The 15,183-nt window shown below is 63.7% G+C and carries 14 protein-coding genes; 2 read left to right on the top strand and 12 right to left on the bottom strand.

Annotated elements, in window-relative coordinates:
* Positions 1-178 precede the first annotated feature (178 nt).
* Entirely contained in the window at positions 179-1,459 is a 1,281-nt protein-coding gene (gene guaD / locus ACE3Q6_RS09985) for a guanine deaminase (protein ID WP_374431671.1), read from the bottom strand.
* 172 nt (positions 1,460-1,631) lie between these two features.
* Here guaD and mgtE point away from each other — a divergent pair, with 172 nt between their 5' ends.
* Positions 1,632-2,999: a magnesium transporter gene (gene mgtE / locus ACE3Q6_RS09980; RefSeq protein ID WP_374431669.1), complete on the top strand. Its 1,368-nt coding sequence runs from the start codon at positions 1,632-1,634 to the stop codon at positions 2,997-2,999.
* The gene (locus ACE3Q6_RS09975; RefSeq protein ID WP_374431667.1) at positions 2,996-3,541 is read left to right on the top strand and encodes a 5-formyltetrahydrofolate cyclo-ligase; all 546 of its coding nucleotides are present in this window, start codon (positions 2,996-2,998) and stop codon (positions 3,539-3,541) included. Before mgtE ends, ACE3Q6_RS09975 begins: the two co-directional genes overlap by 4 nt.
* A 61-nt stretch (positions 3,542-3,602) precedes the next feature.
* On the opposite strand, the gene ACE3Q6_RS09970 is transcribed toward ACE3Q6_RS09975, so the two are convergent.
* The 11 genes from ACE3Q6_RS09970 to cpaB form a co-directional block, all read right to left on the bottom strand.
* Positions 3,603-4,919: an ATPase gene (locus ACE3Q6_RS09970; protein ID WP_374431665.1), complete on the bottom strand. Its 1,317-nt coding sequence runs from the start codon at positions 4,917-4,919 to the stop codon at positions 3,603-3,605.
* Between the two features lie 63 nt (positions 4,920-4,982).
* Positions 4,983-5,477, bottom strand: a complete 495-nt coding sequence (locus tag ACE3Q6_RS09965; protein ID WP_374431663.1) for a prepilin peptidase — start codon at positions 5,475-5,477, stop codon at positions 4,983-4,985.
* Positions 5,477-6,334, bottom strand: coding sequence for a tetratricopeptide repeat protein (locus ACE3Q6_RS09960; protein ID WP_374431661.1), 858 nt, complete (start codon positions 6,332-6,334; stop codon positions 5,477-5,479). The genes ACE3Q6_RS09965 and ACE3Q6_RS09960 overlap by 1 nt, the downstream gene beginning before the upstream one ends.
* 37 nt (positions 6,335-6,371) lie before the next feature.
* Positions 6,372-6,929 (bottom strand): tetratricopeptide repeat protein, encoded by a 558-nt coding sequence (locus ACE3Q6_RS09955; RefSeq protein ID WP_374431659.1) that lies wholly within the window; start codon positions 6,927-6,929, stop codon positions 6,372-6,374.
* Between the two features lie 13 nt (positions 6,930-6,942).
* Complete coding sequence (locus ACE3Q6_RS09950) at positions 6,943-7,926, bottom strand: type II secretion system F family protein (RefSeq protein WP_374431657.1); 984 nt, start codon at positions 7,924-7,926, stop codon at positions 6,943-6,945.
* 8 nt (positions 7,927-7,934) lie between these two features.
* Positions 7,935-8,903, bottom strand: coding sequence for a type II secretion system F family protein (locus ACE3Q6_RS09945; RefSeq protein ID WP_374431655.1), 969 nt, complete (start codon positions 8,901-8,903; stop codon positions 7,935-7,937).
* Positions 8,904-8,908: 5 nt separating this feature from the next.
* A complete protein-coding gene (locus ACE3Q6_RS09940) occupies positions 8,909-10,348 on the bottom strand; it encodes a CpaF family protein (RefSeq protein WP_374431653.1) in 1,440 nt (479 codons plus the stop codon).
* A gap of 17 nt (positions 10,349-10,365) precedes the next feature.
* Positions 10,366-11,625, bottom strand: coding sequence for a CpaE family protein (locus ACE3Q6_RS09935; protein WP_374431651.1), 1,260 nt, complete (start codon positions 11,623-11,625; stop codon positions 10,366-10,368).
* A gap of 242 nt (positions 11,626-11,867) precedes the next feature.
* Entirely contained in the window at positions 11,868-12,521 is a 654-nt protein-coding gene (locus tag ACE3Q6_RS09930; protein ID WP_374431649.1) for an OmpA family protein, read from the bottom strand.
* A 4-nt stretch (positions 12,522-12,525) separates the two neighbouring features.
* Positions 12,526-13,887, bottom strand: a complete 1,362-nt coding sequence (locus ACE3Q6_RS09925; RefSeq protein WP_374431646.1) for a type II and III secretion system protein family protein — start codon at positions 13,885-13,887, stop codon at positions 12,526-12,528.
* Between the two features lie 211 nt (positions 13,888-14,098).
* Positions 14,099-14,959 (bottom strand): Flp pilus assembly protein CpaB, encoded by an 861-nt coding sequence (gene cpaB / locus ACE3Q6_RS09920; protein WP_374431644.1) that lies wholly within the window; start codon positions 14,957-14,959, stop codon positions 14,099-14,101.
* Positions 14,960-15,183 lie beyond the last annotated feature (224 nt).

Raw genomic sequence — 15,183 nt, 5'->3', positions numbered from 1 at the left:
TACCATGCTGGCCGGCTTTCCCGACACGGTCGTGCCAGGCGGATGACCGTGGTACCTGCCGGGACGGTTGCGAAATAGAGCGCCTTGCGGCGCGTTCCTTTTGTCTCGGCTCTGCGCGTGAAGGACGCGCAGAACCTCGGGGGCCTCCGGCGGGGATATTTGGGCAAATGTGAAAGCGCTAGGCAGCGAGGCGTTTGCCGTTGACCCAGACTTCGGCAATGGCGCGGTCGTCGCCCATCATGATGGTGGGGAACAGCTGCTGCCAGAGGTCTTCGGCCCGGCGGGTCGCCTGTTCGATGGCGGGGGTGGAGGCGAGGTCGACGACGATGAGGTCGGCCTCCATGCCCGGCGCAAGGTTGCCGATCCGGTCCTCGGCGCGGAGCGCGCGGGCGGAACCTTGGGTCCCAAGCCACCAGAGGTGCGCGGGGTGGAGGGACTGACCGCGGAGCTGGGCGACCTCGTAGGCGGCGGCCATGGTGGGGAGCATCGAGAAGTTCGAACCACCGCCGGTGTCGGTGGCGAGGCCGACGCGCAGGTGCTGCGCCAGCGTCATGTCGAAGAGGCCGGAGCCGATGAAGGTGTTCGAGGTTGGGCAGTGGACGAGGGAGGCGCCGGCTTCGATGAGGCGCGATTTCTCACGCTCGGTCAGGTGGATGGCGTGGCCGTAGACGGCGCCCTCGCGGAGGAGGCCCTGGGCTTCGTAGGTGTCGAGATAGTCGCGGGATTGGGGGAATAGCTCCTTGACCCAGGCGATCTCGTCCGTCTGCTCGGAGAGGTGGGTCTGCATCAGGCAGTCGGGGTGTTCGCGCCAGAGTTGGCCCAGGGCGGCCAGTTGCTCGGGCGTGGAGGTCGGTGAAAAGCGGGGGGTGATCACGTAGGAGAGGCGGTCCTGGCCGTGCCATGTCTCCAAGAGGCGCTTCGAATGGTCGTAGGCAGATTGGGCAGTGTCGCGCAGGCCTTCGGGGGCGTTCCGGTCCATGCAGGTCTTGCCGGCAAAGACGCGCATGCCGCGCGCACGGGCGGCGGAGAAAATGGCGTCTACCGACGCAGGATGGATGGTGGCGTAAGAGCAGACGGTCGTGGTGCCGCGGGCGAGGACGAGGTCGAGGTAGCGGTTCGCGATCTCGTCCGCGTAAGCCGGGTCGGCGAAGCGCATTTCCTCGGGGAAGGTGTAGGTGTTCAGCCAGTCGATCAGCCGCTTGCCCCAGGAGGCGATGATCGCGGTCTGCGGATAGTGGACATGGGCGTCGATGAAGCCGGCCGAGATCAGGTTCCGGCCGTGGTCATGCACACGGGCCTGGGGGTAGCGGGCACGGAGGACAGTGGCTTCGCCCACCGCGGCGATGCGGCCGTGTTCGATGGCCACGGCACCGTGCGTGAAGACGCGGGCGGCGGAGAGGCCGTCCAGAAAGGGATCGCCGGTGAAGCTGAGCACCTGGCCCAGGAGAAGATCGGTCATGTGGCACCTGTTCAACCGGCTCAGGGTAGAGGGTTTCCCGGCGGCGGTAAATTTTCGACTGACGATCAAGGCTTGAAACTGTTTCGCAAAAGCGCGAAGGCGCATGGGGAGGCGACAGGCTTTGCCGTTGCCGGAAAAGCGGCCTAAGGTCGGGTGAGGCGAGGGGGCGCGCATGGCGGAAGCGGTCAGGAACACGGCCGAAGGGCTGGACGCCGAACTGGTCGAAGCGGCGCTGGACGCGGCCCGGGCGGGCGATGCGGCACGCGTCGAGGCTCTGCTGGAGCCGGTCCACCCGGCCGACGTGGCCGACCTTCTGGAGCAGGTGAGCGAGACCGACCGCGAGGCGCTGCTGGCGATGGGCTCGGCGGTCATCGACGGCGAGGTGCTGTCCGAGATCAGCGACGCGATCCGCGAGGACGTGCTGGATGCGCTGCCGGACGAGGTGGTGGCCGAGGCGCTGCGGGAACTCGACTCGGACGATCTGGTGGACATCGTCGAGGATCTGGAGGCCGAGGACCAGGGGCGCCTTCTGGGCGCGATGGATGCGGCGGACCGGGTGGCGGTGGAGCAGGCTTTGGCCTGGCCGGAGCACTCTGCGGGGCGTCTCATGCAGCGCGAGCTGGTGGTGGCACCGGAGCACTGGACCGTGGGGGAAGCGATTGATTTCCTTCGGGGTGCCGAGCATCTGCCGGACCAGTTCTATCATGTGATCCTGGTCGATCCGCGGATGATGCCGGTGGGCTACGTGACGCTTGGGCGCGTTCTCAGCTCGGGGCGGGACGTGGCGCTGAAGGCGATTACCGAGGACTCCTTCCGCACGGTGGCGGCGACGGATGAAGAGGCGGACGTCGCCTATATCTTCAACCAGTATCACCTGATCTCCTGTCCCGTGGTGGATGGCTCGGGGCGGCTGGTGGGGGTGATCACCATCGACGACGCGATGAACGTGCTGGACGAGGAGCACGAGGAGGACATGCTGCGTCTGGCGGGCGTCGGCGACGAGGCGGATGTGAGCGATGGCCCGCTGGAGACGGTGAAGCAGCGGCTGCCCTGGCTGGTGGTGAACCTGTTCACGGCAAGCCTGTCGGCGCTGGTGATCACGCAGTTCGAAGCAACCATTGCGCAGCTGGTGGCCCTGGCAGCGCTGATGCCGATCGTGGCGTCGACGGGCGGGATCGCGGGGACGCAGTCCCTGGCGGTGGCGGTGCGGGCCTTGGCGACGCGCGACTTGACGCGGGCCAATGCGGGGCGCGTGGTGCGGCGGGAGCTTCTGGCCGGGCTGATGAACGGGCTTGGGCTGGCGCTGATCCTGGGGGCCGCCGGGGTGCTGATCTTTGGTGATTGGCATCTGGGAGCGGTGCTGGCGCTGGCGATGATGGTGAACCAGGTGGTGGCGGCGCTGGGCGGGGTGCTGGTGCCCTTGACGCTGGAGCGGATGGGGCTGGACCCGGCGCTGGCATCGGGGACCTTCGTGACGACGTTGACGGACGTAATGGGGTTCTTTGCCTTCCTGGGGCTGGCGACGGTGATGCTGACATGACGGATATCAAGGCAGCGGCTCGGGCAGAGGCCTTTCAGCGGCGGGCAGAGGCTTTTGCCGCGGGGCAGGGGCAGGCGGCGGAGATCCTGGCGGATTTCCTGGCTCCGCACCGGGGCAAGGTTCTGTCGGGCTACATGCCGATGCGGTCGGAGATCGATCCTCTGCCGGCGATGGCGGTGCACCAGGGGCCGGTCGGGGTGCCGGTGATCGTGGCGAAGGCGGCTCCGCTGCGGTTCCGGGAGTGGTCTCCGGGGTGTCGGATGGTTGAGGGGACGTTCAAGGCGCTGGTGCCCGAGGAGGGGGCGTGGCTGGAGCCGGAAGTGGTGATCGTGCCGATGCTGGCTTTCGATGCGCGGGGCTATCGGCTGGGTTACGGCGGGGGGTTCTACGACCGGACCCTGGAGCTGTTGCGCGCGCGGGGGCCGGTGCTGGCGGTGGGATTTGCGTTTTCGGCCCAGGAGATGGCGGAGGTGCCGATTGACCAGTTCGACCAGCGGCTGGATGCGGTGGTGACGGAAAAGGGCGTCACGGTCTTCGCGTGACGCCCCCAAAATTCTTAAGGAAGAATTTTGACAAATTCCTTACTTAAGGAATTTGGGTCACTTAGTGCGCGATGTCCTCCTGCCGGACGAACATGTTGCCCCAGGCGCGGTCGATGAGTTCGGGGGTCATCTGGTAGGGGATGTTCTCGAACTCGCAGACGGCGATCATCTGGTCGATCAGGAAGACCGGCTGGTAGTTCGCGTAGTTGTTCTGGATCGTCGGGAACTTGACCTTCATCAGGTGCATCAGCGCGGTTTCGTCCAGGGGCATCTTCTTCTTGCGCGCGACCATGGCGAAGATCTTCAGGAAGTTCTCCTGGCTGGGGCCGTCGATCTTGATCTTGAAGAAGATACGACGCAGCGCCGCGCCGTCGAAGATCTGGTTGGGGTGGAAGTTCGTGGAGAAGATCACAAGCGTGTCGAAGGGCACCGTGAACTTTTCGCCCGACTGCAGCGCCAGGATGTCGCGGCTTTCTTCCAGCGGCACGATCCAGCGGTTGACGATCTTCTGCGGCGGTTCGGCCTGGCGGCCAAGGTCGTCGATGATGAAGATGCCGCCGGTGGCCTTCAGCTGCAGGGGCGCCTGGTAGGTGCGGGCGGTGGGGTTGTAGTTCAGGTCCAGCATGTCGAGCGAAAGTTCACCGCCGGTGATGACCGAGGGGCGTTCGCAGTAGACATAGCGGTTGTCGAAGCGGTTCGAGGTGCGGCGGAGCGAGTTCGGGTCGTCCACGGCGGATTCGGCGGCGGAGTGGACGATCGGGTCGTAGACGCTGATGATCTGGCCCGAATACTCGATCGCGCGCGGGACATAGACCTTGTCGCCAAGCGCGGCGCGGATGCCGTGCGAGATCGACGACTTGCCGTTGCCGGGCGGTCCGTAGAGGAGGATCGAGCGGCCGGAGGTCACGGCGGGGCCGAGGTTGTCGATCAGGTCGGGCGGCAGGATCAGGTGGCCCATGCCGGCCATCAGCTGCTCGCGGTTCAGCCGGATGTCGCGGACGGACTGGCGCTTGATCTGGATGGAATACTGGTCCAGCGGCACCGGCATCGCGCCATAGTATTCGGACTGCGAGAGCGCATCGAGCGCGCGTGCCTTGCCGGCGTCGGTCAGCTCGTAGCCCATCTCGTTGCCCGAGGTCGCGTGCAGCGTGCCCGTTGCCGTGACCAATTTCTGCGAGCGGCAGAGGTCCATCAGTTCCTGCGTCAGCGGCACCGGCAGGCAGACCGTCTTCGACAGTACCGAAACCTGATCCTGGTTGGTGCGGAACATCGACTTCAGGAGGATGTCCCGCATCATCACGGTGGAAAGCCCCGTATCGGCCAGCGAACGGGGCGAGGGCGGCGGTTGGACGCCGGACACCGGTGCTTCAGCGTTCATTCTACAAGCTCCGTAAACAATCGTAGCAAACAGCTTCGATTTGAGTCGTAGACGTAACTTGTGTCAGCCCTGTGGCCAGATGGCGGCAAGAAGGTAGAAGACCACGATGCACGAGAGCGCCATGCCGAAGGGGAAGAAGCGCTTGCGCGTCCAGCTTTCCCAGTCCGGCGTCCTGTTGCGCACGAAGGACATGCTTCGCAGGATCCGGTGCAGGATGAGCGAGCCGATCATGCTGACGAAGATGATCAGCAGGATCTCTCCGATGTTGCCGCCCACGAAGATGCCGGACATGGCGGCGCTGTACTTGGCATCCCCCGCCCCGAAGGTCCCGGTCAGGTAAAGCAGGAACCCCGCCACAAAGACCACGGCCATGATGGCAAAGCCCCAGAGCCAGGATTCCCACGGGACGACGTACCAGCCGATGAGCGGCCAGACGGCCGCCATCGCCAGTACGGCTGTGTTCGGGATCTTCATCCGCTTCAGGTCCGAAACGGCTGCCCAGATCGCGATGGGCAGGACCGGGACCAGAAGGATCATCGCATCAACTGGTTCAAGCATTACATCTTCACATTGGCATCGAGGGCTTCAAGGCTGCGGACGGCGGCTTCGAAGTGCTTGGGATGGGTTTCAATGGCCTGGTTCAGAAGGCCCTTTCCGACCGAGACATCGCCCTGCTTGATCGCCGCAAGCGCCATGGAATAGAGCAGTTCGGCGCGTTCGGTCTGCGTCATCCGAACCACCGGCAGGTCATACTTGCGCTGGGCGGCCCGGGCGAGGACGAGGTTGTTCTTCGCGGTGAAAAGCGACGGATCGTAAGTCAGCGCTTCCATGAAAAGCTTCTCGGCGCCCGCATGTTCGCCGCGGGTCAGCTTCGAGAAGCCCCAGTTGTTCAGCACGCCAGCCGGGGTGGTGGTCAGCCCGGCAGCGATCTCGTAGAAGCTGTCCGCCTTCTTCCAGTTCTTGTCGCTGTCGGCGACCATGGCTTCCAGCCGGTAACGGTCGAAGCTTTCATGGGTTGGCGGGATCTGGTTCAGTTCGGCCTTGGCTTCCGGCCACTGGTTCGAGCGGATCAACGCATCGGCCAGCATCACCCGGTCCTCGGGCGTGGAGTCCGGATGCGCCACGGCGGTGCGCCAGACCTGGGCCGCCTCGGTCGGCTTTTGCGCCCGGACAAGCGACCGCGCCAGACCGCGCATCACGTCGATGCGGTCGGGGTTCTGCTGCAGGGTGCGGGTGAAGTAGTCGACCGCCTCGTTGGGGTCGGCGACGGTGAGCATCACGTCGTTGAGGTTGGTCTCGTCGATGACGTTGACGTCCTTGAGGGCCCGTTGCACCTGAGCGTCAGAGTTCTTCTGACAGGCAGACAGGGCAACCGTGCTGCCAAGGCACAGCATGGCAATAACCGGATGGCGCATCTTAAGCGTCCTTTTTGTTGACTGCTCAGGGCACCGCCTAGAGATCGGACAGGAGAACGAACTTGCCTTTTTCCTGCCGGACGAGACGGAACCCGCCTTTTTCTTGTTCTTGCTCGGGATCATACACATTCGCCTCGCTTTGGGCGATAGCGAGCATCAGATTTTCGCGGATCGAGTCCGTTTCGCCACTATCCAGCGCAAAGGCGCGCTGGAACAGAACGCGCGCCTCGCCGGTCTTGCCCTGCTCCATCATGACGACGCCAAGGTTGTTGACCGCCGGCACGAAGTTCGGATCAAGTTCGAGCGCGCGCTCCAGGATCTTTTCGGCCTGGCCAAGCCGGCCTAGCGCCAGGTTGGCCGACCCGATGGAAGAGAGAACGTCGGCGTTGATCCCCGTCTCGCTTGCGCCGCGGAGATAGGCCTTGAGAGCAAGCTCGTATTCGCCCGCTTCCATCAGCCGATGGCCAACGGTCATCCCGCTGACCGCGTCACCGTTGGCGTCGACACCATAGGGGCTGTTCCTGGAAACGCCTCCGGCCGGCGTGCAGCCGGCCAGAAGGATAGCGCAGACGGTCAGTATCGCCGCGTGGCGCAAGTCGTTTCCCGTTTCAGAGGCTGCCTGCAAGCTCGCCCATCATTGTCACCATTCCGTAGACGGAAGGCCCGATGAGAATGACCAGAAGCGGCGGAACTGTAAACAGCATAGTGCCCAGGGTCAGTTTCGTCGGCAACATGTTGGCTTTCTCTTCGGCGCGCATGATGCGCTTGTCGCGCATGTCGGCCGAGTAGACGCGGAGCGCATCGGCGATCGAGGTGCCGAAGGTCGCGGACTGGATGATCGTGGTCACGAAGGAGGCGACGTCGGGAACGCCGACCCGCTCGGACATGTCCTTCAGCACCGAAATCCGCTCTTTCCCGGCCTTAACCTCCTGGGCGACGAGATCGAATTCGTCGGCAAGGGCGGGATAGCCCGCGCGGCTTTCCTTGCCGACGCGGATGATCGACTGGTCAAGCGATTGGCCGGCCTCGACGCAGACGAGCATCAGGTCAAGCGCATCGGGGAAGCCCTGGATGATCTCGGTCTTCCGCTTTTCGATCCGCTTGTTCACGTAGTAGCGCGGGATGTAGTAGCCGATCGCGCAGGGCAGGAGGCTGTGCAGGAGGAGGTCCATCCCGGACATTTCCTGCGACATGGACTTGACCAGAGCGATGATCAGGCCGCCGACGAGGAACAGGATCGCCATCAGGAACTGGATGGCGTGGAACATGCGGACGGAGTTCTTGCCGGTATAGCCGGCGCGGAGCATGTTCAGCTTTGCGGCCGACAGCTCTTCCTTCTTCTGGGGTTCCAGGAACTGGGCAAACTTTTCCAGCTTGTCCATCCGGTCGGCCTTGCGCAGGCCCTTCTTCTTTTCTGTCCCGGTCTTCGGGACCTGGTCCTTCAATTCGCGGAAGCGGTCGCGCTGGCGCTTCATCACCACCGGCAGGGCCAGGAGGATCAGGAGCATCCCCAGGAGGCCTACTGCCAGAAGCGGCGCCATCGGGCCGAAGCGTTCGGTCAGGCCGTTCAAGATATCGCCGATGAAACCCATGGTAGGACCTACACTTTGATGTTGGTCATCACCTTCATGTAGATGATGTTGATGATGAGGAAGGTGACGACGAAGAGCGCGGCCGGAACGTAGGCGGTCGTTTCCTTGACCTCGTCATAATAGTCCGGCTGGACGACGTTGATCATGACCAGGGCCGCAATCGGGAAGCCCGACAGGAACATGCCGGACCACTTCGCCTCGGCCGTGATGGCGCGGACGCGGCGGAAGAGCTTGAAGCGCGCCCGGACCACCTTGGCAAGGCCTTCGAGGATCTCGGCCAGGTTGCCGCCCGACTGCTGCTGGATCGACACGGCGACGGCGAGGAAGCGAAGGTCTTGGCTGTCCATGCGCTCGGCGAAGGCCTTGAGGGCTTCGGCCACGTCGCGGCCATAGGCGGCCTCGTCCGCGATGACGCCGAATTCAGAGCCGAGCGGGTCGGGGATTTCCTTGGCGACGATGCCGATGGCGGTCGAGAAGGGGTGGCCGACGCGAAGCGAGCGGACCATGAGTTCGATCGAGTCGGGAAGCTGCTCTTCGAGAAGGTTCATCCGCTTCTTGGCGGTGCTGTTGACCCAGTAGAAGACGCCGCCGACACCCATCGCGATGCCAAGGGCCACGCGCAGGCCGGTTTCGGCGGCGGTGAAGACCGAGAGCATCAGGAAGGCGAAGATCGACAGGCCCGCCATGATCCCAATGAGCGCCTGGGGCGAGAAGGCGATGTTGGCGCGCTGCGCCTTCTTGGCCAGCATCGAGTAGAGCGGGATGTTCTTCGCGTTCAGGTGCTGGTTCATCTCCTTGCGGAGCTGTTCCAGGACCTGTTCGCGGTTCGCGTTCTTCTCGAGCAGGGTCAGACGGCGGCTGACTCGGCTGTTCAGGCTGATCGATTTGCCGAAGACGATCAGGTAGATCCCGTTGACGATCACGACGACCGCCACGAAGATCATGATGTAGATGAGGGGTGCTGCGCTGATTTCCATGACGGTCAGATGATCGGTTCGTAGATGGAAGCCGGCAGGTCGTAGCCCCACTGGCGGAAGCGGTCCGAATAGGCCGAGCGGATGCCGGTCGCGTTGAAGCGGCCGATGATCTTGCCCGACGGCTCGACCCCAAGGCGTTCGAAGCGGAAGACCTCCTGCATGGAGATGACTTCGCCTTCCATGCCGGTGATCTCGGTCACCGAGGTCATGCGGCGGGTCCCGTCCTGCAGACGGCTGGCCTGAACGATGAGGTTGACGGCCGAGGCGATCTGGTTGCGCATCGCCTTCAGCGGCATCTCGATCCCGGCCATCGCGACCATGTTCTCCAGACGGCTGATCGCGTCCCGCGGGTTGTTCGCGTGGATCGTGGTCATCGACCCGTCGTGGCCGGTGTTCATGGCCTGCAGCATGTCGATGACCTCTTCACCCCGGGTTTCCCCCACGATGATGCGGTCGGGACGCATACGAAGGGCGTTGCGCAGACAGTCGCGCTGGGTGACGGCCCCCTTGCCTTCGACGTTGGCCGGGCGGCTTTCCATGCGGCCCACGTGGACCTGCTGAAGCTGAAGTTCGGCCGTGTCCTCGATGGTCAGGACGCGTTCGTGGTTGTCGATGAAGGACGAGAGCGCGTTGAGCGTGGTCGTCTTACCGGAACCGGTACCGCCCGAGACGATGATATTCAGCCGGCAGGACACGGCGGCCTGGAGATAGGCGGCCATTTCCTCGGTGAAGGCACCGAAGCGGACCAGGTCCTCGACCTTCAGCTTTTCTTTTTTGAATTTCCGGATCGAGACGAGCGAGCCGTCGACCGCGATCGGCGGGATCATGCAGTTGAAGCGGCTGCCGTCCTGAAGGCGGGCGTCGCAATAGGGGTTCGATTCATCGACCCGACGGCCCACGGCGGAGACGATCTTGTCGATGATGCGCAGGAGGTGGCGTTCGTCGCGGAAGGTGACGTCCGACAGTTCCAGCTTGCCGGCGCGTTCGACGAAGATGCGCTTGGGGCCGTTGACGAGGATATCGTTGATCGTGTCGTCCTTCAGAAGCGGCTCGAGCGGGCCGAGGCCCATGACCTCGTCGTAGAGTTCCTGGGTGAGCGCGAGGCGGTCTTCCTTGTTCAGGGCGACCGACATCTCGTCCAGCGCCTCGCCGGCCAGCGAGGTGATTTCGGTGCGAAGCTGCTGCTCGCTGGCAGATTCCAGCGCCGAGAGGTTGAGGTCCTCGAGAAGGCGCTTGTGGATCTCGACCTTGAGCTCGGTCAGGCGTTCCTTGCGTTTCTTCTCGCGATCGGCGGCGACGGCCTCGGCCGGGGCGCGCTGCTGCACAGGCTGCTGGGCCGGAGCGCGGGCCGCGGCGGCGGCGGTCGGGGCCGCGGCAGCCGCCGGGGCCGTGCCCTGAAGCGGGCGGGCACCGGGCGGGGTATCTTTCTTGAAGCGGCTAAACACTGGTCATTCCCCTTGAATCAGGCCTTGGCGGTTTCAGCGGCTTTGTTCAGGTCGTACAAGGACTTGGCAAGCTTCTGCAGTTCCTTACGGAGCGGGTTCTTGCCCGCGCTTTCGGCGATGGGCAGGCCGTGGTCGTTGGCCTGGGTCACCTGTTCGCCGCCGTCGGGCAGCTGCACTTCGATGGCAATGTCGAGGCTTTCGGCCATGCGCTTCACCCGCGCCTTCGCCGAAAGGTCGGTGAACTTCGGCGCGCGGTTCAGCACGTAGCGGATCTTTTCATGCGGCAGGGCCTCGGCCTTCAGGGCGCGGACGAAGCGCAGGATGTTCTGCGCCGACCGCAGGTCGAGCTCGAGAAGCGCGAAGTAGACGTGCGACCGGGTGAGCACGGCCTCGGTCCAGGCGACCACGGTGGAGGGCATGTCGATGATGACGAAGTCGAAGTTTGCCTGCGCGGTGTCGAGGATCCGGCCGATGTCTTCGGGCGTCACCATCTCGAGCGGCAGCATGTCGGCGGGCGCGGTGAAGACGTGCAGCTTTTCGTTGAAGGTGAGCATCGACTTGATCAGCGAATCGGCGTCGATCGAGGCCGTGTCGGTCAGGATCTCGAGCACCGCTTCCTTGCGCGGCAGGTCGAGGTAGGTGGCGACCGAGCCGAACTGCAGGTCGAGGTCGATGACGCAGACGCGCATCCCCTCGGCTTCCGGGATCAGCGCCAGTTCCCAGGCGAGGTTCGCCGCGAAGGTGGTCGCGCCGACGCCGCCGGCCATGCCGTGCACGGGCAGGATCACGCCGTTGCGGTCGCCCTTTGCCTTGAAGACCGGGTTGAACATGCCAGTTTCGGGGTCGTAGCCGTCGGGCATGACCGGCGCGGGCTTCCGCAGGCGTTCGATGGCGTCATGCAGCGCGCCTTCGGGCAGAGGGTAGGGGACGAAGTCGTCGGCGCCAAGCTTCAGCATCTGGTGCAGGACCGACGGGCTGACCTGGTTGGCGATGAGCAGGACCTTGATCTTCTTGGCCTTGGCCGCCTTGATCACGTCGTTCATCTTCGACAGTTCGGTCTCGTCCTCGCTGTCGACGGCGATGGCGACGAATTGCATCCCGGTGCTGTCAGGCTGCTTGAGGAAGACCAGAGCATCCTCGAAGTTGAGATCGCCCCAGGCTTCGCCCAGCTCCTGTTCCATGTCGTCGATCAGAAGATCGAATCGCTGCACATCGCGGGAGATCGTGCATGCGAGGATCGGCGCCGGATCGCTCTGTACAGTGGCTTTGCTCGTCATCTCGCGTTGCGTCCTTTCGGTGCGGGGTCGTTATCTTTTGATTTCAAGGCCTTCGCCGTCGTGGTCCGGGTCGGTGCAGCCTCGGGAAATCTGACCCCAAAAACTCATCCTATGGGCGGACCTTGTTCAAGAATGGTGGCGATAATTGGGCTAAAAGAGCCTGTTTCTGGGATTATCACTATTCTGGAAACGAAGGGGCCGGGCGCAAGGCCCGGCCTCTGAATTTTGCCGCGGTGGGTCGATCAGCCGCCTTCGGCGCCCGCGTCGGCACGTTCGCCAAGATGCTCACGCGTGCCGCTGGTGATGTAGTCGCGCCAGATGATCTCGGCATACTTGCCGTTCAGCACCAGCGGGTGGCTGCCCACGAAGCCCGACACCTCGGTCACGGTGCGGCGGTTGCGGACTTCCGCCTCGTTGGTGGCGATCAGGGGCCGCGTCTCGCCGTAGGAGACGACAGCTTCGAGCCGCGAACGGCTGATGCCAAGCGAGGTGAGATAGGCCACCGCTGCCTGGGCGCGGCGCAGGCCGAGCCGCTGGTTGTAGGCATTCGACCCCACCTTATCAGCGTGACCGAAGACCCGGAAGCGGACCTCGGGGAACTGCTTGATGAAGTTCGCCTGCTTCTGCAGGATCGCCCGCGCCTCGTCGGAAAGTTCCGAGCTGTTGAAGGCGAAGTTGATCGTGTCAGGCACTTCGGCCGCGAACCGTTCTGCCAGCGCCACGGTATAGGACAACTCGCCGGTCTGGATCAGCGTGTTGTTCATCGTGGCGTTGCCGAATTGGCCCTTGTCGACTTCGGAGCCAAGTTCGCGGTCCCAACTGGTGGCGTAATCACCACAGGCGGTCAGCGCGAGGAGGGCGGAGGCTGCAAGCAGCTTGGGAAGCATGCGGGTCATCTCCTTACTCCATCACATAGCCGTAGGACGAGCTGAAGTCCTGGCGGGCGACCTCGGCGGCTGCGCCCTTGTTCGGGTTGCCGGCGACTTCACCGAAGAGGAAGAGCTCGCGTTCGGTCGGGATGCGCACTCGGTCAGTTGGCAGCGCCAATGCCTCGCCCGCCACCGGCGTGACGAGGTGGGGTGTCACGATGATGACGAGTTCGGTCTGCGCGCGTTGGTATTCTGCGCTACGGAACAGAGCGCCCAGGATCGGAACGTCCGAGATCCAGGGAAGCTGGGTGTTGGTATCTCGGAAGTCGTCCTGCAGTAGGCCGGCGATCGCGAAGCTTTCCCCATCGCGCATCTCGACCGTGGTCGAGGTTGAGCGCCGCTTGAAGGCATCGATCTGGAAACCGCTGACATCAATGCCGTTCGCCGGGTCGATGGACGACACTGCCGCGTCGACCGTGAGGTTAATGATGTCCTGATCGACAACAACCGGCGTGAAGTTGAGTTCAACACCGAACGGCTTGTACTCGACGGTGATCGTGTCTTCGTCCTGAGACACCGGGACAGGGTATTCGCCACCGGCCAGGAACTTAGCTTCCTGCCCGGAAAGCGCCGTCAGGTTAGGCTCGGCCAGCGTACGGACCATGCCTTTGGTTTCAAGCGCTTCTAGCGCGACCTGGAAGGCAAGGTCGCCGATTCCGAAACTTACTCCGACGCCGCCGGCCGAAGAGGCAAGGCCGGAGCCGCCCACGCCGACGAAGCTGCCATCCGTCCCCGTTCCCTGTATCCGCAGCGCTCCACCGAGTGCCTTCGTAACGGTACGGTTCATCTCGGCGAAGCGCACCTTCAGCATGACCTGCTGCGTGCCGCCGACCACCATCAGGTTCGAGACCCGTTCCGGGGCGTAGCGGTTCGCAAGGTCGAGCGCGCGGTCCAGCTTGGCGGTCGAGGAGACCTGGCCGGACAGCACGATGCCGTCGTTGGCGGTCCGGACCTCGATGTTCTCGCCCGGGAGGATCTGCTGCAGACGCTCCTTGAATTCGGCGATGTCGGGCGTGACATGCACGTCGACGTTCGAGATCAGTTGCCCCTCGGGCGACAATAGCGTGAGCGTGGTGCGCCCGGGTGCCTTGCCGAGAACGTAGATGGAGCGATCGGAAAGCGTGGAGATATCCGCGATGCCCGGGTTCGCGATCGACAGTTCCGCGAAGGGAACATCGCTTTCGACGACAACGGCCCGGTTCATCGGAACGTTGAGTGCTTCGGTCGCCTGGCCCTGCAGAACGCGCAGGACTTCTGCGTTGACCGGGGTCAGCGCCGTCGATGCGAGAGCCGCACCGAGGTATGCTGCAGTCAGAAGTCGTTTCATGTACATGTGATCTGCCCTTTCGACCACGCCTCGTTTGGGTCTTGAATGCCCTTATGTTCGGGGAGAATGACCCAGGGCTGCTTTTTTTGCAAGAATCAATGCTTTGGGGCAGTTTCTTGATGTGGATAAACTGCAACAGGTCGCAACGGGTTGAAAAATGAAAGAGGCGCGGCCCCAGATGATGTGGCCGCGCCCCGGGAAGTCGGAAGGGTCGGGATCAGTCCTTGCAGGGGATCACGACATCGGTGTCGACGAGTACGCCGCCGCTGCGCTGCTTGGCATAGCAGACTTTCTCTTCCACCACCGGAGCCTCGACGACCGGGGCCGCCTCGACGATTCCGAGCAGCGATTTGGTGTCGGTCTCGATGGTTCCTTCCACGGCCTCGGTCGCATCAAGCGCCAGCGACAGCGTCAGCTCTCCCGTCGCCTGCGCCTGGGCCAAGCGGGCCACCTGCTCGGGCGTGGCGGCAACCGTCACCGTCTGGGCAACAGTGTCGCTGGTAACCTGGCCCTCGTTGATCGCGTTGTCGACCGCGATGACCTGGACGGCGCTTTCGATCTGCCGGGTCATCCGGCCTTCGAACCCGGGAACGGTGCCGGTCCACAGGATGTCGATGAAGTCGTCCGGCTTCACGAAGTTCGAAACGCCCGAGTCCATGCCAACGCTGATCGCGAAGGCGCGCTTGCCCTTTTCCAGTTTCGAGGTCAGCGAGGCCAGCTCGCCCGGTTCGGTCACGCGGCTGGCCAGAACCGGCTCGAATGCCTCGGTCGAGCGCATGACGTAGCGCGGGCCGTCGGCATTTTCCGGGAAGAGGACCGCCTTGTCGCGGAAGATTTCCTTGGGCAGGGATTTCTCCGGCCAGTAGATCAGCTGGACATCGCTTTCTGCCAGAGCGTCGCCATAGGCCTTCGGCTTGGCGAAAACATAGACCTCGACCAGTTTGCCGGCCTTGCCGTTGAACTCACGCTCTTGCTGAAGCGCGGTTTCCAGATCGGCCATGTAGCCCTGAATCATGTAAACGGCCACACCGGCCAGCCCCATGCCGACCAGAAGGACCAATGCAAAAACTGCTCTCATTTCTACCCTCTACTTTGCTGGGAGCTGCCTGCGGTTTCACCCTGGCGGCCCGGCGCTGCTTCTAGTGATGTAGGGACGCCCCATGCAAGCCTGCGGGAGGGAGCCCCGAATCGGTGGACGGATCGGTCGCGACGGTCTGGAAGGGGACGAAGGCCCCGGTGCTCCAGCTTCCGCACCCGCGAGGGGCGATCCGTGATGCTTGCACCTTGGCTTTGGAATGCGGC

This window comes from Tabrizicola sp., assembly GCF_041913445.1.
Taxonomy (GTDB): Bacteria; Pseudomonadota; Alphaproteobacteria; order Rhodobacterales; family Rhodobacteraceae; genus Tabrizicola.
Note: the sequence above shows the minus strand (reverse complement) of the source record. Positions and strands in the feature narration are given on the sequence as shown.